This is a genomic window from Amphritea atlantica, assembly GCA_024397875.1.
GTDB classification, from domain to species: Bacteria; Pseudomonadota; Gammaproteobacteria; order Pseudomonadales; family Balneatricaceae; genus Amphritea; species Amphritea atlantica_B.
In genome coordinates this window covers 515502-534772 of record CP073344.1, presented here as the reverse complement: position 1 = coordinate 534772, position 19271 = coordinate 515502, and the positions used below count along the sequence as shown (strand labels likewise).

22 protein-coding genes and 1 riboswitch are annotated in these 19271 nt (G+C 50.3%); of the genes, 9 read left to right on the top strand and 13 right to left on the bottom strand.

Annotation, left to right across the window (positions count from 1 at the left end; all coding sequences use genetic code 11):
* Positions 1-5 precede the first annotated feature (5 nt).
* Genes KDX31_02325 through KDX31_02290 form a run of 8 tightly spaced genes read right to left on the bottom strand, consistent with a single transcriptional unit; the run spans position 6 to position 5945 of the window.
* Positions 6-965, bottom strand: coding sequence for a lipid A biosynthesis acyltransferase (locus tag KDX31_02325; protein UTW03890.1), 960 nt, complete (start codon positions 963-965; stop codon positions 6-8).
* Positions 958-1725, bottom strand: coding sequence for a glycosyltransferase family 2 protein (locus KDX31_02320; protein UTW03889.1), 768 nt, complete (start codon positions 1723-1725; stop codon positions 958-960). The genes KDX31_02325 and KDX31_02320 overlap by 8 nt, the downstream gene beginning before the upstream one ends.
* Positions 1703-3400: an acyl-CoA synthetase gene (locus KDX31_02315; protein ID UTW03888.1), complete on the bottom strand. Its 1698-nt coding sequence runs from the start codon at positions 3398-3400 to the stop codon at positions 1703-1705. Before KDX31_02315 ends, KDX31_02320 begins: the two co-directional genes overlap by 23 nt.
* Complete coding sequence (locus KDX31_02310) at positions 3400-3936, bottom strand: hypothetical protein (GenBank protein ID UTW03887.1); 537 nt, start codon at positions 3934-3936, stop codon at positions 3400-3402. Before KDX31_02310 ends, KDX31_02315 begins: the two co-directional genes overlap by 1 nt.
* A gap of 5 nt (positions 3937-3941) precedes the next feature.
* On the bottom strand, positions 3942-4187 hold the full coding sequence (locus KDX31_02305; protein ID UTW03886.1) for an acyl carrier protein: 246 nt from the start codon (positions 4185-4187) through the stop codon (positions 3942-3944).
* Between the two features lie 9 nt (positions 4188-4196).
* Positions 4197-4457, bottom strand: coding sequence for an acyl carrier protein (locus tag KDX31_02300; protein ID UTW03885.1), 261 nt, complete (start codon positions 4455-4457; stop codon positions 4197-4199).
* Positions 4432-5226 (bottom strand): 1-acyl-sn-glycerol-3-phosphate acyltransferase, encoded by a 795-nt coding sequence (locus tag KDX31_02295; GenBank protein ID UTW03884.1) that lies wholly within the window; start codon positions 5224-5226, stop codon positions 4432-4434. Before KDX31_02295 ends, KDX31_02300 begins: the two co-directional genes overlap by 26 nt.
* Positions 5223-5945, bottom strand: coding sequence for a beta-ketoacyl synthase chain length factor (locus KDX31_02290; GenBank protein UTW03883.1), 723 nt, complete (start codon positions 5943-5945; stop codon positions 5223-5225). The genes KDX31_02295 and KDX31_02290 overlap by 4 nt, the downstream gene beginning before the upstream one ends.
* A gap of 208 nt (positions 5946-6153) precedes the next feature.
* Here KDX31_02290 and KDX31_02285 point away from each other — a divergent pair, with 208 nt between their 5' ends.
* The 3 genes from KDX31_02285 to KDX31_02275 all read left to right on the top strand — a co-directional run bounded on the left by KDX31_02285 (position 6154) and on the right by KDX31_02275 (position 8279).
* Positions 6154-6594: an excinuclease ATPase subunit gene (locus tag KDX31_02285; protein UTW03882.1), complete on the top strand. Its 441-nt coding sequence runs from the start codon at positions 6154-6156 to the stop codon at positions 6592-6594.
* A complete protein-coding gene (locus KDX31_02280; GenBank protein UTW03881.1) occupies positions 6584-7258 on the top strand; it encodes a 4'-phosphopantetheinyl transferase superfamily protein in 675 nt (224 codons plus the stop codon). The genes KDX31_02285 and KDX31_02280 overlap by 11 nt, the downstream gene beginning before the upstream one ends.
* Before the next feature lie 163 nt (positions 7259-7421).
* On the top strand, positions 7422-8279 hold the full coding sequence (locus tag KDX31_02275) for an alpha/beta hydrolase (protein UTW03880.1): 858 nt from the start codon (positions 7422-7424) through the stop codon (positions 8277-8279).
* Positions 8280-8671: 392 nt separating this feature from the next.
* On the opposite strand, the gene KDX31_02270 is transcribed toward KDX31_02275, so the two are convergent.
* The 4 genes from KDX31_02270 to KDX31_02255 form a co-directional block, all read right to left on the bottom strand.
* Complete coding sequence (locus KDX31_02270; GenBank protein UTW03879.1) at positions 8672-9673, bottom strand: adenosine deaminase; 1002 nt, start codon at positions 9671-9673, stop codon at positions 8672-8674.
* A 137-nt stretch (positions 9674-9810) separates the two neighbouring features.
* Positions 9811-9981: a hypothetical protein gene (locus tag KDX31_02265; GenBank protein UTW03878.1), complete on the bottom strand. Its 171-nt coding sequence runs from the start codon at positions 9979-9981 to the stop codon at positions 9811-9813.
* 69 nt (positions 9982-10050) lie between these two features.
* Complete coding sequence (locus KDX31_02260; GenBank protein ID UTW05266.1) at positions 10051-11220, bottom strand: AmpG family muropeptide MFS transporter; 1170 nt, start codon at positions 11218-11220, stop codon at positions 10051-10053.
* Positions 11221-11401: 181 nt separating this feature from the next.
* On the bottom strand, positions 11402-11884 hold the full coding sequence (locus tag KDX31_02255; GenBank protein UTW03877.1) for a YajQ family cyclic di-GMP-binding protein: 483 nt from the start codon (positions 11882-11884) through the stop codon (positions 11402-11404).
* Positions 11885-12003: 119 nt separating this feature from the next.
* Between KDX31_02255 and KDX31_02250 the strand changes: the two genes are divergently transcribed.
* From KDX31_02250 to KDX31_02230, 5 genes are all read left to right on the top strand, one after another.
* Complete coding sequence (locus tag KDX31_02250) at positions 12004-12912, top strand: 2-dehydropantoate 2-reductase (protein UTW03876.1); 909 nt, start codon at positions 12004-12006, stop codon at positions 12910-12912.
* A 69-nt stretch (positions 12913-12981) separates the two neighbouring features.
* Positions 12982-13839 (top strand): polyphosphate kinase 2, encoded by an 858-nt coding sequence (ppk2, locus tag KDX31_02245; protein UTW03875.1) that lies wholly within the window; start codon positions 12982-12984, stop codon positions 13837-13839.
* A 111-nt stretch (positions 13840-13950) separates the two neighbouring features.
* A riboswitch (cobalamin riboswitch) is annotated at positions 13951-14170 on the top strand.
* Positions 14171-14205: 35 nt separating this feature from the next.
* Complete coding sequence (locus KDX31_02240) at positions 14206-16014, top strand: TonB-dependent receptor (protein UTW03874.1); 1809 nt, start codon at positions 14206-14208, stop codon at positions 16012-16014.
* Positions 16015-16083: 69 nt separating this feature from the next.
* Entirely contained in the window at positions 16084-16656 is a 573-nt protein-coding gene (locus tag KDX31_02235) for a cob(I)yrinic acid a,c-diamide adenosyltransferase (GenBank protein UTW03873.1), read from the top strand.
* An 86-nt stretch (positions 16657-16742) separates the two neighbouring features.
* Positions 16743-17015, top strand: coding sequence for a hypothetical protein (locus KDX31_02230; protein ID UTW03872.1), 273 nt, complete (start codon positions 16743-16745; stop codon positions 17013-17015).
* A 16-nt stretch (positions 17016-17031) separates the two neighbouring features.
* Here the strand turns inward: KDX31_02230 and KDX31_02225 are convergent, their stop codons facing one another.
* A complete protein-coding gene (locus tag KDX31_02225; protein ID UTW03871.1) occupies positions 17032-17838 on the bottom strand; it encodes a cobalamin-binding protein in 807 nt (268 codons plus the stop codon).
* A gap of 223 nt (positions 17839-18061) precedes the next feature.
* Between KDX31_02225 and KDX31_02220 the strand changes: the two genes are divergently transcribed.
* Entirely contained in the window at positions 18062-19249 is a 1188-nt protein-coding gene (locus KDX31_02220; protein ID UTW03870.1) for an NnrS family protein, read from the top strand.
* Positions 19250-19271 lie beyond the last annotated feature (22 nt).

Genomic DNA, 19271 nt, shown 5'->3' with positions numbered 1-19271 from the left:
CCGGTTTATGAAAGTGTTTCGTTAATGGGATTGGAAGCTGGCTGTTCAGATTTCCAGAACGGAAAAAAATTAAACCATTGCAATGGTGCGATCTGGCAATAATGTTCCAGTCGCTTTGCATAATTTTGGACCGCACTCTGAATCTGTTCACTACGATGGCGTCTGTTAAATGACAGCTGCGTTGCAAACCGTTCCAGATAAATATGATATTTCTGCTCCTGTTTCAGGCAAAACATCAGATAAACAGGACAGCGCAGCAACCCCGCAAGAATAAAGGCGCCCTGAGGCATACTCGCCGTTGCACCTAAAAACTCAACCGCAGAGGTGCGCTTAGCGCCGCTTACCGGCGTCCGGTCTGCCGCAATAACCACATACTCTCCGGCATCAACGCGTTCAGACAGAATCATCGCTGTTGCCGGCGACATATCGGTTACCTGCATCAGATTGATCGAGGCATTGCTGTTTGTCTGTTTCATCAGCGTGTTGAACTTCTCAGCATGCTGGGTATATACCAGCATCGTCACCCGAATATCCGGCAATTGATGGGCCAGAGCACTGCACACTTCAGTATTACCAAGGTGAGAGACGAGAATCACTCCCCCCTGATTACTTTGATCCAGTTCAGAAAATGCAACTGGCGTCTCAAACACCACATCATCCCTGCGAATATGGCCCATCCAGACCAACAGCTTATCCAGTAATATCTCACCAAACGTCCAGAAATGCTGGCGGGAAGTCATCCCTTTTTTGATACAGTGGGGAAACGTTGCCGATAGCCGGGTCAGATATTCGGCAGACGCCTGACGCGCCTGCTTTCGGGTTAAATAAAAATAGCTTATCACCGGCAGCAAAATCAGCCGGAATCCCCAACGCCCGAACAACCGGTAAGCGAACAGTAAAATTCTCATACCCAGCAATGAGCCTGCCTCGCCGACTCCCGACCAGTGCTTCCCCGAATCAGCCATAGAATTTGTTCCGGATGAGCCGGGGTAAACGAAACAACATGCCCAAAAAAAGCCGCGCGTGCATTCGGGAGATCAGCAGATTATCTTTCACTGCATTAAAATGAGAGACCCCATCAATCGGGTAATTTACTTTGGTCGGCAGGTTCATCACCGCAAATCCAAGCCAGGTCCATCTCACAACGACCTCAGTATCAAACTCCATGCGGTTACCACAACTGTTTTGTTCCAGCAAAGAGGTAACCCTGGCTAACGGATACACCCTGAAGCCGCACATAGTGTCCTTGATTGAGAAGGACAGTGTATTAATCCAGACCCACACATGGGTAAGATAACGGGCGTAATAACGGTGAGCCGGAACCGATTCATCATATCGGGGATAGCCGATCACTAATGCCTCCGGAGATGACTGGGCGGTTGCCATAAACAGCGGCATAGCCTGCAGATCATGCTGTCCATCCGCATCAACCTGAACACCGTGACTATACCCTGATTTAAGCGCCTGCCGGAGCCCGGCTTTTACGGCGGCACCTTTACCCTGATTCTGCTCAAGACGGATCAGTTCTACCTGGTCTGCATACTGTTGACTCAGCTGGACAAGCACCTCTCTGCATGCCGGTGAACTACCATCATCGACCAGCAAAACCGGATAGCCATACCGCAGCACTGCGGCCAGAGTCACGCCAATAGCGTCTTCATGGTTATACACCGGAATAACAACAACCGGCTTAAAGACCGAATTAGTTAAAACAGATACGCCCACTGGAATGGACTCCTTTATCTGAATAAAAGCGGAAACTCAGCTTACGGGTTTCCGCATGATGCTCAAGAGCAAGAGAGATTGTCGATTCAGGAAATATTACCTGCTGAAACTTAACCACTTCCAGCCGATCAAAGCGACCTTCCACATTCAGCAATCGGCGACCATAATGCTCAGCCCAGTGAATCTGGGCGATACCGGGCAAAATCGGGTTCCCAGAAAAATGACCATCAAAATAGATCAGCTCCGCCGGAATCCGGCAAACCATTTCGGCCCTATTATTATCAACAGTCTGACGCAACAATTCCGGCCATTTAACCTCTGCCTGATCAAACAGCGCCTGCAAGCGATCCATAGGTAACTTCCCCTGTGAGTTATAGGGCAACTGCTCAACAAAGCGCCAGCGCCGGGGTAACAGAACCGGTTCAAAACAGTTTTCAAGATGCTGCCGGAGTTGCCGCTGCAGTTTTCGTTTTCCGATCAGCGCCAGCTCCCTGCGGCCCGCGGCAGTGAGCTCTGCGACTAACGCAAGCTCAGTACGTTTACGGGTTATAACCACAGCCTTGGCCACAGCAATAAACTCGCTGCGCTGAACCTCACGCTCCACTTCAGTTAACGAAACACGCTTACCCTCTACTTTGACGATCCGGTCGATACGCCCCAGCAGCTGAAACCGTCCTCCGGCTACAAACTCTACCCGATCAGCCATATCGAAAGGTGACTCACCCACATGTTTCCCGTCGACTCGCAAAAGCGAGCTCTCTGTTTGTGTCAAAGCCACTCCGGGAATCCCCTCCCAGGCACCGTCAGCCGTTTCGGACTGAACTCTCCAGGCGATCGCACCTGTTTCTGAGCTGCCATAGATCTCTCGCACCGGGGCCTTTAAAAGGTTTGCAACGAGTAAACTGTGCTCACGACTCAGCGGAGCCGCCGATGAAAGTACAGAACGACACCGCTCAGCCACCTCACTCCATGCAACCGATGTGTTGATGCGTCCAAGGTGTGAGGGCGTAGATATCAATACGAACGAAGGCTGCAAACGCGCCCTGTTGAAAACATCCTCTGTGTACTGACACTGCTCCCGGAAAAAACGCTGACCTCGGGTCAGCGGCCATAACAGGCGAAAGATCAGACCATAAAAGTGTTGATGCGTGACCGTAGAGATAACAACGGCATCCTTGTCTTCCGGCCAGAGTGTTTCCAGAGACGCCAGTTCGAAATCGAGCTCGGCAATGGTTTTCCCAATCGCTTGTGGCTCTCCGGTAGACCCCGAGGTATAGATTTCCAGTGCAGGAAAATCGCCATCCAGTGTCAGCCATTCGGTACGGGTAACACAATCCCGCTCAGCCTGGACTGGATAATGCACAGAATAATCCGGAAAATCCCCGACAAAACCATCAACATGCAGTCGCAGCCGTTCGCAGGTTGCAGAGCGGTTATCTCCCGGAATGCAGGCGGTGCAGCCAAGCTGCCACAGCGCCATTAGCAGCGACAAAAACTCGGCCGAATCTTTATGGTATACCGCCCAGCGCTGCCCCTGCTGTGCGGGAAGCACAGCAGCCCAGTATGAGATACGGGCATCCAGATCCGTCTTTGTAAACGCACCATCAGCTCCGCAGGCGATAACCGGTCCGGGGGCATTATTCAGCCAGTCAGTCAGAGGGAATAACGTAGTCATCAGTTCCGCTTTAATCTTTGCCGGACAATCCATTCAGTCATCATCAGCAAACCAATCAATAGATAGGCGATAAAACCGTTATAGAGCACCCATATCTGTTCTGAGCCCCAAATCGCCGTCATAGCAGAAACCGTCCCATTCAGGATAAAAAAGGCACACCAGACACGCGTCACATTGCGGGTATAGGCAATCGCCCTGGGTGGCAGATCAGGCTCTTTAAGCCGGGCCAACTTTTCAATAACAGTCTGCCGGGCGTAAAGGCTGCTGCCAAAAACCACCAGCATACTGAAATTGACCAGCACAGGATAAAATTTTAAGCCCTGCTGTATGCCCCAGATGATTACGATCAGGACGACACCGACGGCACTGGCTAAAATAACTTTACGGTCAGTGTTCTGCTCACCGGCTACCCACCGCAGGACGAGAACGATAGCAAGTAATGGCAGCAACAGAGCCGCATTGAAGCTCTGTAATCCCCAGTAAACGATAAAGGGATATCCCAGCGTCAGTACCAGCGCACCCACTTTGAAAATCATCGCTATCAGCCGAACAGTTTTTCGACTTCGTTTACGACATCCTGTACCGTTCTCACGGATTTGAAGTCTTCCGGTTTAATCTTCTTACCGGTCATCTTTTTCAGCTCAACAACCAGGTCTACTGCATCAATACTGTCAATATCCAGATCCTGATACAGATGAGCCTGCGGATGAATCGCAGCCGGGTCAATCTCGAACAGCTCGACAAGTACAGCTGATATTTTCTGGTAAATTTGTTCCTGATCAGTCATATAACCCCCTTAAGCAACGCGCTGCGATTCAATCAAAGCGGCCAGCGCATTAACACTGGCGAAATGCTCACGAGTATCATCTGAGTCTGCTTTAAGCTTAATACCATAACGTTTTTGCACCGCCAGACCGATCTCCAGAGCATCAATTGAATCGAGCCCCAGACCCTCAACAAACAACGGTTCATCATCAACAATCTCGTCTGGTTCAATATCTTCCAGATCCAGGGTTTCAATAATCATCTGTTTAATTTCCAGCTGCAGATTGCTCATATAGTACCAACTCCTTATTAAAATACTCTGCCAGATCCGTAGTCAGTTTCCTGGCTCCTACGGATGGGGCGCTCTCAGCCAAATAGGGTGCCACCGAAATCGGTTCGCATACCTTGATTCGAAAATGGACTTTTTCCGGAGGTACATGATACCACCTGTTTTCTTTGCTCAGCGTCGTGGGAACACACTCAATCAGCACCGGGGTTATATCGGCAGCCGTTCTGATCGCCACATTCGCAGCGCCACGTTTAAGGTTAACCTGTTGCTGAGGAGTGGTACGCGTTCCTTCCGGGAAGATAATCAGTGCATCATCTTTAGCAAAAGCATCTGCAGCGGCCGATATCACCTCTTCACTACTTTCATTGATAATATAGCCGGCCGTCTTAATCGGCCCCCGGGTAAAAGGGTTACGAACCAACCCGCCTTTCACAACGCAATTGGCATTCGGCACTAATGCGATCAGGAAGATGACATCGATCAATGACGGATGATTCGCCAGAATCAACTTAGCCTGAGGTAACTTATCCACACCCTCTAACTGATAACTCAACACTCCCAGGAATTTCATCATGCCGATATAAAAACGAAATGCGTGATGAATAATGCCCTGAGCCCGGCGTTCACGTTGCCGCTTGGTTCCCGGTAAAAGAAAGAGTACGGGGACCGCAAACACCGGCAGAAGTAGGCCACCAAGGCCAAAGATGAAGAAACTGAATACCGTGCCAAACCATCGCCAGCCATGGTTGATACGAGCGATAAAAAAGCTCATGCCCGGGAGATCCGCCATTCACTGCGTGTCAAAGCACTACCGTATCGAGCACAGGAGTCTAACCCGGTAAGTAAACGCATAAGCCGCATAAAGTCGTTATTTTCATCCGCACCAGGGATACAGTCAGCCTCGCTTTGCAATATGAAGTCTTCGCCCTCTTCCCGACTCAGAATCATCGCCACCGCATGTGGAAAAGGTATTGAGTCGCAATATGGCTGATAGAGTTCAGGCAGGGGTACATCATAAATCACACACAAAACCCTGGAGCTGTCCTGCAACTGTGTAACCGCTTCGATAATTGCGTTAGGTATCAGGTTATCAGTCGCTGCGATCGCTGTGACCTCACTCAGATCCTTACGGGCAATAGAGAGTAATCCACTTAACGCATTGTGTACCGCAAGACTGAATCCGGTGGGAGACATCGGTTCGTCGCTCGCTATACCCTCTAACAAAGACAGCGTCAGGGGGGTATCACCATGTCTGGATGCAAAAACGCCCGGTATAGAATCTATATTTTCCAGCAGGGGCAGCGCCGCGCCTGCTGCACAGCGTCCCAGCTCGGTGAAGCGCCTTCTGAGCATAGGTGGAATCTGCTTCAGAGAGGTTTTCCCCAGCCCGGATGGGAGCTCTGCCGGACACTGAATCCAGTCACGCCACGCGCTATGGTTTTCCAGTCCTGGCGCAAATGCATTCCATGATTGCAATTTAAAACCTACCAAGCACCCGACTCCCGATGATATATAGGAATGATCAATGAGTGAACACTCCCGAATATTGCAATATTATCCCTATATTCAGGGATGGAATTTTACCTGCTGGCTCTGCTGATGCAAACCTAAAAGTCTCTAAAAGCGCACATTGAAGCGGTTTATTTAAGTCTCTATAATCAACTCACTTAAAGAAAGGTCCCTTCACAAGGAGCGTACAGTGAAACTACTTATAACCCTTATTACGACCTCCCTGCTGCTGATTGCCCCGAATGCTTTCAGTCGCGACTCCAAACTGATGTTTTCGATTGCGGACGCGATGCAGTCTGCTGAGTTTCAGCAGCGCCTGGATCCAAATATCCGCTTGTATTTTGGCACTCAGAAGCACGCCAAAACGCTGCAGTCTTTTGGTAATGTCACCACGAACAAGAAAACCAACGCATTTGGCAAAAGCGATGGCGAAGCCTGCCGCTGGGTGTTTCTGTCCACCCTGCTCGCCTTACAGGAGAGAGCACGGACTGAAGGTGGTAACGCCGTGGTCAATATTGTCAGCTATTACAAAAAAGAGAAAAACAGCAGCAACACTGAATTCGAATGTCATGCCGGCGCAATTATCGCTGGTGTTGCTTTGAATGGTGATGTAGTAAAACTTGCCCGCTAACAATCCTGCTGCTGAGATTCGGTTCTGGTATACCCGAACCGAATCTGACGCATCAGAGAATGAACAACAACTGTTGCAGCTTCCCTGCGCCCAGCAGCAACGCTTTAAATCGCTGCGACACCCCCGCAGACGCCAGCAATACTTGTCCAGCCGGTTTCTGATCTGTAGCGCCCTGAGCGATTTATTTGATCAGCCACTGAACTATTGGCAACTTGAAGAGCTTCCCAATTCGGCTCCAGTTATTCACAACCTGCCGACACCCGGTTATATCAGTCTGACCCACAGCAAAGAACTGATCTGCTTTGCACTGAGTTCAGACAGAATCGGCATTGATGCTGAATACCCAAAAGCATCGCGGGATTTCATCTCTGCAGCAGAATTGTTTATGAATTCCACAGAGCAAGAATCAATGCCCGACACTGTCGCCAGACAGCAAGATTACTTTTACCGTTTATGGTGCGCCAAAGAAGCACTTTACAAAGCCCTCCCGGCAGCAGAGCAAGCGAGAACGACTCTCGCATCCCTTGTATATAACGATCTGATAACCGGCACCGGACCGTGGCACCTGTATGAAACGATGCTGGATCAATATCACATTGCAGTCGTCAGTCTCAGCAGCATTAAACCCGATTCCCTCACTCCCCGCTTACTGAGATGTAAATGACGACTTTATCGGGCTGGCCGATATCGCAAGCTTTATTGCTTCGGACAATACTCAACCAGAATTACCCTGTAAGCTGTAGCCTCTTTCTGAACAGGCACTTGCCGGCACCACAAGCATCATCCGTTCTGATATCCGCCTCTATAAACACTATCTGGAAACAAAGATGACAATTTACAAATCAGCCGAAGGAAAAGTCGCTGTCCACCAATGCTATCACGAGATTCTGGATCTTTGGCCGGTTGCCTTTGAACAGTTAAAATTGACAACCCGGTTTGGCGAAACCCATCTACTGACCTGTGGCGATAAAGCACTGCCGCCGCTGCTGCTAATGCACGGTGCTATGGCTAATGCCACAGCCTGGTTTCTGGATATTGAGGAGTGGTCAAAACATTTTCGAATCTACGCTATCGATATGATCGGCGAGCCCGGCCTGAGTGCGCAGGTTCGTCTGCCGATGAATACCGATGACTACACGCTGTGGCTGGATGATGTGATGCAGGCAGCGGGGCTTTCTGAAGCCGCCGTGGTGGGTGAATCGCTGGGTGGCTGGCTGGCACTGGATTACGCCAGCAGACGGCCGGAAAAAATCACCAAACTCGCCCTGCTGGTGCCAGGCGGTGTAGGCCCACAGCGTAAGTTTCTGCTCAAAGCACTGCCTCTGATGTTGCTAGGCAAGTGGGGGAAACGCAAAGTACGCGAAATGATCTTCGGTCCCGAAGAGAAAAACCCATCCCCTACTGTGCTGAGATTCAGGGAGTTCTTCGCCCTTATCATTCAACACGTCAAACCCCGAATGGATAAGCTGCCGATCTTCAGCGATAAAAACCTGCAAAACATCCGGGCCCCAATGCTGGCAATCGTCGCTGGCAAAGATGTCCTGCTCGATTCCAAAGCCACTCAGGACAGACTCGAAGCGAATGTCGCAGATGTCAGGGTTATCTGCCAGCCACACGCCCGGCACCTGATTCGGGATAGGGAGGCTATCTTAAAATTCCTGACGGAGGCTAAGAGCAGTCGCTAGAATAAAAGCAGTGGCGAGACCGTCGCTGCGCGACTTGCCAGGGGAACCTTCTTAACTTATAAAGAGCGGAAATCAAGATCCGCTCTTTATAAGAAGATAGATATAAAGACCTATTCATATATAGCTGGATCCCATCGCGCCGACAACATCTGAAAAGAGACAAATAGATTCACCTCTTTACTAAGTAAAATTCATATATTTGCATTAATCCACTTTAACTGAGCTTCCCACCACTCAATAGCTTCATTTTTCAGATCTCTACAGTCCATTTCTTCAAATGCACCATTAATCATTATGCATGAACGTTTTACGTTTTTTCTAGCGACGAGCAAGTGGCGAAGCCGCGTCTAGCAGCCGCGAAGCGGCGTTCTGGCAAATCACGCAGTGACGATCTAAAGCGCGCAGTAGCGGTCTAAAAAATCGAGAAGCTCGAGCTTCCTTTCAGGCTTGGCAAAGCTGTATTCAAAGCTGTTCCGTGCCAGTTGTACCGCCTGCTCTTTAGTCATTCCCAGCCCCTTTTCAAGCGCAATGAAGTTTGCCGTCAGGTAGCCGCCAAAATAGGCCGGATCGTCGGAGTTTACGGTGACTTTCACACCCTGCTCCAGCATCTTCAGGATGTTGTGCTGACTCATATCATCGAATACTTTCAGCCGGGTATTCGATAGCGGGCATACGGTAAGCGCTATTTTTTCCGTCGCCAACCGTTTAATCAGTTCGGGATCATCAATTGCCCGAACCCCATGATCGATTCGATCAACTTTCAGGATATCCACTGCGTCAGTAACGTTTTGCGCAGGGCCCTCTTCACCGGCATGGGCAACGGCAAGCAATCCCATCTCCCGGGCTTTGGCGAAAACCCGTTCAAATTTGGCCGGAGGATGCCCCTTCTCCGAGCTGTCCAGGCCGATACCGATAATTTTATCCAGATAGGGTTCGGCCTGTTCCAGTGTTGCAAACGCTTCAGCTTCACTGAGATGACGCAGAAAACACATAATCAGTCCTGAACTGATGCCATATTTAACCTCAGCATCGGTCAGTGCCCGACTGATCCCATTAAGCACGGTGATAAACGGTATGCCCCGCTCTGTATGCGTCTGCGGATCAAAGAATGGCTCAATATGGAGAATATTCTCAGCTTTACAGCGTTCAATGTATGCCCAGGTCAGGTCATAAAAATCCTGTTCTGTTTGCAACACCGCTGCGCCCTGATAGTAGAGATCGAGAAACTCTTGCAGGTTTTCAAAATCGTAAGCCTGACGTAACTGATCGACTGAGCTGTAAGACAACTTAATGCCGTTGCGTTCAGCCAGTGCGAACATCAGTTCAGGCTCCAGCGAACCTTCCAGATGAAGATGTAGTTCAGCCTTAGGCAGGTCATTCAGAAATTGATCCATCAAACTCCCCAAACGTTGTATTTCGTTTCATTGTAGTCAAAATGAAACGCTGTTTCTTAGCAATTGTTTCTCTATTTTCTCTGGGACTCAAGTGGATTTATTACCGCTATGTGGCATAAAGCCCGCATCTCGGCCAGTTATAAACTCTTATCAGGAAAAACAGACAGGTCTTCCTGCTGACGGTGGGGAGTATCGACAACAGCGATACTCAGACACCCGGTATAGACTGCTGAGAAGGTTATCAGGCGATACTTGAGCCATTTAAGATCCGACTGATGCTCATCGAAAACACCCGTCAAAGAAAACATACAGTAAAGCTTCATACCAAAGACAAAGCCTGCCTGCCACCTTCCTGTGAAGTAAGGTTATTGTGGCGACTACTCTTCTGGAACTGAATCGCCATTCCATGGAGCAACTTTCAGCAGCAATACCATTCCCGGTATTGCCAATACGGCACAGATATAGAAGAACATGTGCCAGCCGACGGCATCGACGACATACCCGGTGAACGCATTGACGAAGGTGCGGGGCAACGCAGCCAGGGCGGTAAACAGCGCAAACTGGGTAGCGGCAAAAGCGATACTGGTAGAACGGGCAATAAATGCGGTGAACGCCGCAGTACCCAGCCCGACACCCAGATATTCGAGACTGATAACCACAGCCAGCACCAGTTTATCGGGGCCTGATTGCGCCAGCAGCGCGAACCCCAGGATGGTCACCACCTGCACCACGCCGAATATCCACAGTGCCCGGTTAATCCCCAGCTTTATCATCCACAAGCCACCGAGAATACCGCCAACCACGGATGCCCACAGGGCCGAGGCTTTTGCAATGACACCAATTTCGGTCAAACTGAAGCCCATGTCGATATAGAAAGGTGTCGACAGGGCCGTCGCCATATTGTCCCCTAATTTATAGAGAAACATAAAACAGAGAATCTGTAGTGCCCCGGTCCAGCCCAGGCGGGTGATAAATTCGTGGAACGGTTCGACGACGGCTTCTTTAAGTGTTTTAGGTGCCCGGGGTTCTGTAACCGGCTCGTTGACCACCAGCGTCATAATCACGCCGAGCAGCATAAACCCGGCAACGATGATAAATACACTGCTCCAGGGAAGGATATCCGCCAGCACCAGTCCCAGAGCACCCGGCACCAGGCCGGAAATACGATAAGCCTGCACATGCACTGAATTACCCCAGCCCAGCTCCTGGTCTGGCAGCAATTCCCGTCGGTAGGCATCCAGAACGATATCCTGGCTGGCGCTGAATAACGCGACAGCCGTGGCCAGGTAAGCAATCGCCATAATCGACATGGTCGGATCAAACAGTCCCAGCCCGGCAATAGATCCCAGCAGAGCCAACTGCATAATCAGCATCCAGCCACGCCTGCGCCCCAGGAACGGCGGAATATAACGATCCATCAGCGGTGCCCACATGAACTTCCAGGTGTAGGGGAAAGTCACCAGCGCAAACAGGCCGATCTCTTTCAGCCCGACACCTTCAGCACGAAGATAAGCGGGTAGTAGCTGGAACAGTACATAGAGTGGCATACCGGAAGAGAATCCGGTAAATATGCATATCAGTGTACGTCGGTTTAAAACCGCCTCTGACCAGTGCTGCTTTTTATCCGGGATTTTTACCGCGTCCACTTAACATCCTTCAGGGTAACTTTCAGCCGATAATAGTCGTTAAAGCGTAACGGCAGCTGAATGCTGCCGTTGTTATACAGAATCAATCTCGAAAATTGGTATATTGCAGTGGCAGTTCCAGATCTTCCCCACGCAGCATCGCCATCACTTCCTGAAGGTCATCCCGCTTCTTGCCGGTCACCCGAACCTGATCGCCCTGCACCTGCGCCTGCACCTTGAGTTTTTTGTCTTTTATCATTTTGACAATTTTCTTACTGAATGGCTGATCCAGCCCCTGTTTCAGGGTTACCAGCTGACGCGCCCGCATGTTGGCGGTATGCGGCTCACCAATATCAAGACTTTTAATATCCACTTTGCGCCCCACCAGCTTGTTGCGCAGAATATCCATCATCTGTTGCAGCTGGAAATCCACTTCGGCGTGTAAAGTGATGACCTCCCCCGCCAGTTCAAATTTCGCATCAACCTTATTAAAGTCATAGCGTGTCCCCAGCTCCCGGTTAGCCTGGTCTACAGCATTACTTACTTCATGCATATCCAGCTCAGAAACGATATCAAAAGATGGCATCGAGATTACTCCTTAAAACAGGTCTGCCGCTCGCCTGCGGCCTAATTCGTTTGATCCTGCCTATCATACCGTTATGATGGTCTTACACATACCCCAATTCAGCATAGGATTCCTCACATATGCACTGGCATATTCTGGGCGCTGGCGCTATCGGTCTGCTGTGGGCCGCAAAATTGCAAAAGGCTGGCCATCAGGTCACGCTGATTCTGCGCACAGCTGAAAAACTGGCGCAGTACAACAATACCGGTTGTTTTCAGATTCTCGATGACACTAGGGCCGAATGCTTTTCCACAGAAGCTGAACTTGCTGACATCGACACCCCCATTAATCACCTGCTGATTACCACAAAATCATTCGCCGTCACCGGGGCATTCGCATCGGTACAGCATCGTCTGAGGAAGACTACCCGGGTGCTGCTTCTGCATAATGGTATGGGGCCCCAGCAACAACTGACAGAAGAGAATCCTGGGCTGGAGATCTGGGCCGGCAGCACAACCGATGGTGCCTATTTTGACTCACCTTACCGCCTTGTCAGGGCGGGCATTGGAGAAACCCATATCGGCCGTCTCTCTTCCTGTGGCAGTGATACGCTGTTTAAGGAACTGCAAGGGGTCGATGAGCAACTCCATCTGTCAGCCGATATCCAGTCTGTGCTCTGGCGTAAACTGGCAATTAACTGTGCCATCAATCCACTGACGGCTCTGTTCAACTGCCGCAACGGAGAGCTTTTGAAGTATGACGACCGCCGGGCAGCGATGGCTCAGATATGTAAAGAGGTTGAAGAGGTTGCCAACGCACTGGGGATCATCCTGTTTGACCGCAAGCTGATGGAACAGGCCTGGGATGTGGCGGAGCTTACCGGCAATAACCATTCATCAATGCAGCAGGATGTGAGTCATAATCGCCCTACCGAAATTGAAACCATCACCGGTTATCTGTGCCGCATCGCTGATGAGGCGGGCGTAGCAACACCGGCTAACCATCTGCTACTGGATGCGGTACGGGAGATGAGTCTGTCGACCCGTTGATAACCACTTACGTTACTTCTGAAAAACGAATCGGACTGAATTTCAAAACATATTTACAAGGAGACAGGCATGTCAAAGAAAAACACTAAGATGAGTCCGTCCGATAAACGCCAGTCACTGGGACTGGGAGAGGATTACCCGTACGATTCGAAAATATCCCGGGACGAGTACGAAAAAGAGAAAAAAAAGCTGCAGATAGAACTGCTGAAAATGCAGAAATGGATTAAAGAAACCGGTCAGAAAGTAATCATTATCTTTGAAGGGCGGGATGCCGCAGGTAAAGGCGGTGCGATTCAGCGCTTTACTGAACACCTGAATCCGCGGGGAGCCCGTATTGTAGCTCTGGACAAGCCCTCCAATACCGAACAGGGGCAATGGTACTACCAGCGCTACCTTGAACACCTGCCCAATGCCGGTGAAATCGTACTGTTTGACCGGTCCTGGTATAACCGTGCAGGCGTGGAACGGGTAATGGAGTTTTGCTCAGAGGAGGAGTACAAACTGTTCCTCAAACATACCCCAATGCTGGAGCAGATGCTGGTTGAAAGCGGCGTCCGTCTGTTCAAATTCTGGTTCTCAGTGAATCAGCGGGAGCAGCAAAGACGCTTCGAAGAGCGCCGGGAAGATCCATTGAAACACTGGAAACTCAGCCCCATGGATATCGCTTCGGTAGAGCGCTGGAAAGAGTACACCAAGGCCAAAGAGGCGATGTATCACTATACCCATACGGAGCATGCCCCCTGGACAACGATCATGTCCGATGACAAGAAACGCGCCCGGTTAAATGTCATGAAAATCGTCCTCAATGCCCTGCCCTATAAAAACAAGGACGATAAAGTGGATCTGACCCCGGACAGCAACATTGTTGCCGATGCCATGGATCGCACACCACAGTTCAGTAAAAAGCATATTCCGGAAATTGAATAAAACAGCGGACTCAAGTATTTAATAAAATCGTCTGTGGCAACACAGCAGATGACCCGGATTCATAATAACCTGCTACATTTTCATTTGACCATTGCGCGACTGCAACATAGAGTAGCGCCTCATTCTACTGGTGCCCGAAACTGATTCTGCAGCAAGGGTTAATCGGGAAGTCTGGTGCGCTCCTTAACCGAGCAAGTCCAGCGCTGCCCCCGCAACGGTAAGTAACCACAAACTGACACAAGCCACTGTAATGGGAAGGCATCAGTTTAAGATCAGTCAGGTTCTGATCAGGTTACCAGCCCGGAGACCGGCCAGTAGTCAGTTCACTATTTAAGTGCACGGTGGGTGCGCTAAACAGGAAATGCAATGAAAAAATCCCCCCTTTACCAGGCGGTGCTACTGGGCACGTCGCTAATCTCTGTTGCGGCTGCAGCACAGGAAAATACTCTCGATACGATCGTTGTATCAGCGAACCTGATTGAGCAACCGATCACTGAAACCATCGCCTCGGTGTCCGTGGTGACTGCCGACGATATCCAGCGCTCTCAAGTCGATTCTGCTAAAGCTGCAATAAACCTGTTACCGGGCGTCAATTTCACCAGCAGCGGTGCCCGTGGGCAAGCCGCCGCCCTCTATACCCGGGGTACGGAGTCAGATCACACCCTGATTCTTCTGAATGGTATACGTATAGGCACGCCGACAGCCGCCGGGACCCGCCTGGAATTGATTCCGGTCGATCAGATTGAAAAAATTGAGTTTGTCAGAGGTCCGCGTTCCGCCCTCTATGGATCGGATGCGATTGGCGGGATTATTCAGATATTTACCAAAGATGCCAAAAAACAGCCGCTCGGCTCTGTCGCTATAACCCTGGGTGATCAGGGCACGCAAAAGATATCCGGCAGCTACTCTCAGCCCTATAGCGACAGCGGAAGCATCTCTGTTGCGATATCAACCGATCATCACGATGGTATCGATGTAAAGGATGATGCAGAGTTTGATAAAGATGGTTACCGCAACCTGTCCGCTAATATTGCGGTAGACCAACAGTTAACTGATCGTATCGATCTCAACCTGCAGGCGAGTAAGTGGCAGGGTAACAGCGAGTTCGACACCACCTGGGGCGGTAACGAGTCTGATTTTGAAAACGAACTATACTCCGCTCGCATCAGTTATTCCGGTGATCGCTTCGACAGCGCCCTGAGTACAGCGTATGTCAAAGATGACAACCTGACTTACGGCAACGGTATCAATCGCCAAAATGGCTCTCGCTATGTCACCGAACGCACGCAGGTTAACTGGCTTAATAGTGTCTATATTAACAACAGCTCTATTTCTGCCGGACTGGATTATCTGGATGATAATCTGAGTGAAAGTAGTACCAGCTACACTGTTAACAGTCGTGAAACCAAAGCGGCCTTTGTTGGCCTGCTTCACGATGGTGAAAATTACCAGGCCGAACTGAGTGGCCGCTTCACTGACGACGAGCAGTTTGGCGAGAATACCACCTATAGTGCAGGATATGCCTATCAGTTCGAGCCGGTAAAAGTAGCGATAAGCCACGGCACGGCGTTTAAAGCCCCCACGTTCGATGATCTTTATTATCCCCTGAGCTTTGGCTACCAGGGTAATCCTGACCTGAAACCGGAAGAATCTGAAACAACAGAGCTCAGCATTTCAGGCAACGGATCATCCACATGGGAGATCAGTTTATACAAAACCGACATCCGCAACCTGATCAGTATTAACGATAGCTGGACGACGGTGGAAAATACTGACAAAGCTGAAATCGAAGGCGTAGATGCCAGTTACAAGATTAGCTATGGCAACTGGAATCACACTCTGGCATATCAGTACGTTAATGCCAAAGATGCTGCGACCGGAAAGAAACTCCGGTTCAGACCTCAAGACACGGTTAAATGGCAAATTAACTATGCTGCCAACCAATGGTCTGCAGGCAGCGAAATTATATGGGAAGGTAAACGCTATACAACTGCCGACAACAGCAGTTCACTGCCCGCTTTTGCCGTTGTGAACCTCTTTACAACCTACCAGATAACACAGGAATGGACACTCGGCAGCCGGATTGAAAACCTGTTCGACAAAGAGTATCAAACCAATCCCGGGTATAATACTCAGGATCGCTTGCTAGCCGTCTCGGCACGTTATAATTTTTAATTCAGCTTGAGCAAAATCCACAAAGGCTGAATAGTTTTATTCAGCCTTTTTTATTTCAAGGACTTACCTATGGCCAACCGCCTCACCAAAATCTACACCCGCACAGGTGATAAGGGAACTACTTCTCTGGCCAACGGCAGCAAAGTGAACAAATATCACCCCCGTATCGAGGCGCTGGGCGATACTGACGAATTGAACTGCCTGCTCGGAGTGTTAATTGCTGAACTGACCGCTCAGGAACCGTTAAGGAAGCTGTTGCTACAGTGCCAGAATGATCTGTTTGATCTAGGGGGCGAACTGGCTGTGGCCGATCCGGGTTACACCGTTATCACTAACGATGTGATAACCCAGATGGAGCGAGAGATCGACTCCCTCAACAGCCAGCTGCCGCCCCTCAAGGAGTTTATCCTCCCGGGCGGCAACCGGGCTGCAGCGCTGTGCCATCAGGCGCGCAGTGTCTGCCGTCGGGCAGAGAGACGGATTGTGGAACTGGCGCATCAGGAAACGGTCAATCAGTTAAGCGCCACCTATCTGAACCGCTTCTCGGATCTGCTGTTTGTCGCAGCCCGGGTATTTGCACGACAGAACGGTGGAGAGGAAGTATTATGGCAGCCGCGCAAACCTGACAACCAGAGCTCTTAAAAGCGACTTCATCAATGAGCTGTTAAGACCTGCTTCGATGACGTTGTTATCAGTAGCCAATATAAACAGTAAAGAGAGAAACCGATATGTTGCGTTTTATCGCTCCAATGACGATTGTCCTTTCAGCCACGCTGTTGGCACCGCTGGCACAGGCAGACTGCGCCGATGAACAAACCTGGTGCGAAACAAAGTGCGAAGTAAAACATATGACCGATGATGCGGCGGCTACCGGCTGCAAGTCCAAGTGTGTCGCTGAACGAGCCGCCTGCAGCACCAAAGCGGGTGCCGAAACAGCCTGGGATGCAACCAAGAAAGCCGCGCAGGACACCAAATCATTTTTTAAAGGGCTGACCGAATAAAGCTCAGTAATGGCTGTTAAGACTCAACGGCCTCACGCGCCTGCTGTAACGCTTCGCACATTTGCTGTGCACCCTCCAGCAGGCGCAGGGTCGGCCGGTATAACAGGTCTTCATTCAGGCGATAAAACTGGTTATAGCGGCTGGCTGCCAGTTCAGGCCAGGCCAGCCACGGTTGCTTCCAGTCATCAGGCGCACTCTCCCCGGTCAGAATAACCTGCGGGTCGGTCAGCAAAACCGACTCGACTCCCAGATGGGGAATCACCTCCCGGTGTCCGGTAAACGGATTTTCACCGCCGCACAAACGAATGACCCGATCGATCATCTGACTGTGATTTACCGTCATCAGCGGCTGATGCCAGAGCTGATAAAACACCCGAAGTTTTGTTGTGTGCGAGAAGCGTTGTTTGAGTGATGCTAATCGCTGCTCAAACAACTGAGCCTGCGCCTCCGCCTCAGGCCGTTGTAACAGCTGCCCCAGGGCACGCAGATTATAGGGAATATCAGTAAAAACTTTAGGATCAGAGTAATACACAGGAATACCCAGTTGTTCCAGCCGCTGCAAAGGCAGAGCCGGATTTCCACCCGCCCAGGCCACGACCAGGTCCGGTTTCATTGCAATAATCGCTTCCAGATTAAAACTCTGCGAGTCACCCACCACAGGAATACTCTGCGCCTCAGCAGGATAATCACTGTGACTGACAACACCTGAAATATATTCCCCCGCGCCGATAGCAAACAGGTTTTCCGTGATATGCGGCGCTAATGCGATAACCCGTCGGGCCGGTTGAGCAATATCAATCACCCGGCCACGATTATCTGTCACACTGATACCTGCTTCAGTGACCGAAGCGAACAACAACGAGCTACATACAAACAGAAAAAAACCGGGTAATTTAAAGCGCATAAATAATCGCCGAACAGAGTCATCTCTAAGAAAAACCCGATTCTACTCTACCCGGCACAGAAAAAATGCTGTTGAAGCCACTGAAATACAGAAACCGTTCTTTTTATGTTCTTTGAACAGATAAACAGGGTGAAAAGATATTATGCAGATTCAGGAACCATATCAGAGCAAACATTTTGCCCTGTTTAATCTGGGCTTCCGTCCCTTTTTTTTATTCGCAGCGATTTCAAGCCTGCTGTTGATGCTCCACTGGCTGATGCTGCTGGGATCAGGCCAGGCAACCTACAGTTATTATCAGATCAGTCAGTTATGGCATGGCCATGAGATGCTGTTCGGTTATGCCGTGGCAGTGATCTCCGGCTTTCTACTCACAGCAGTGCGAAACTGGACCTCAATACAGACCCCCTTCGGTGCAAAGCTGGCCGGACTTTTTCTGCTCTGGCTGGCGGCCCGTTTGCTACCGGTTATTTCTGAGTTTATTGTGCCGATCCCCCCTTTGCTGATAGCGATCACCGATCTGCTGTTTCTGCCGCTGGTTGCACTGTCTATCGGAATACCGATTATCCGCTCCGGTAATTACAAAAACCTGATTTTCACCGCTATTCTGATCGCCATGACCATTGCGAATCTGTTGATTCACCTGCAGCTGCTGGGCATTACTGAGTCGACGCTGGCCAGAGGGATGGATCTGGAACTGGGACTAATAGTCGTTGTCATGGTGGTGATGGGCGGCCGGGTAATCCCTTTCTTTACCGAACGGGCGCTGGCATTTGAAGCGAAACGCTTCAGCTGGATAGAAAAATCGATTATCCCTTTGGCCGTTGGCTGGCTCATCGCCGATCTGCTCCAGTTCAGCCTGGTAGCAATACTGCTGGCGGCAGTCAGCGCAGCTCTGAATCTGGTGCGTCTGGCAGGCTGGTTTAAACTCCGCATGGTCCGCAATCCACTGATCTGGATTCTGCATCTGGCATATCTGTTTATTCCGCTGGGTTTTGCCCTCAAAGCGATCGCCGGTATCACTCCCCTATCCCCCTATATCGCAGCTCATGCATTCGCCGCCGGTGCGATAGGATCAATGACCCTCGGGATGATGGCCCGGGTCGCACTGGGCCATACAGCACGACCACTAAAGCTGGCTAAAATAACCGTAATAGCTTTTATCCTGATGGTCGCTGCCGGGGTGGTCAGAGTGTTTTTACCGATGATTCCTGAGCTGCATATGATGGCGATCCACATTTCAGGCGGACTCTGGATCGTGGCCTGGGGACTGTTTCTGGTTCCCTATACACCGATTCTGCTGCAACCCAGAGTAGATGGTCAGTTTGGATAACCAGATTAAACGATCTGTCCTG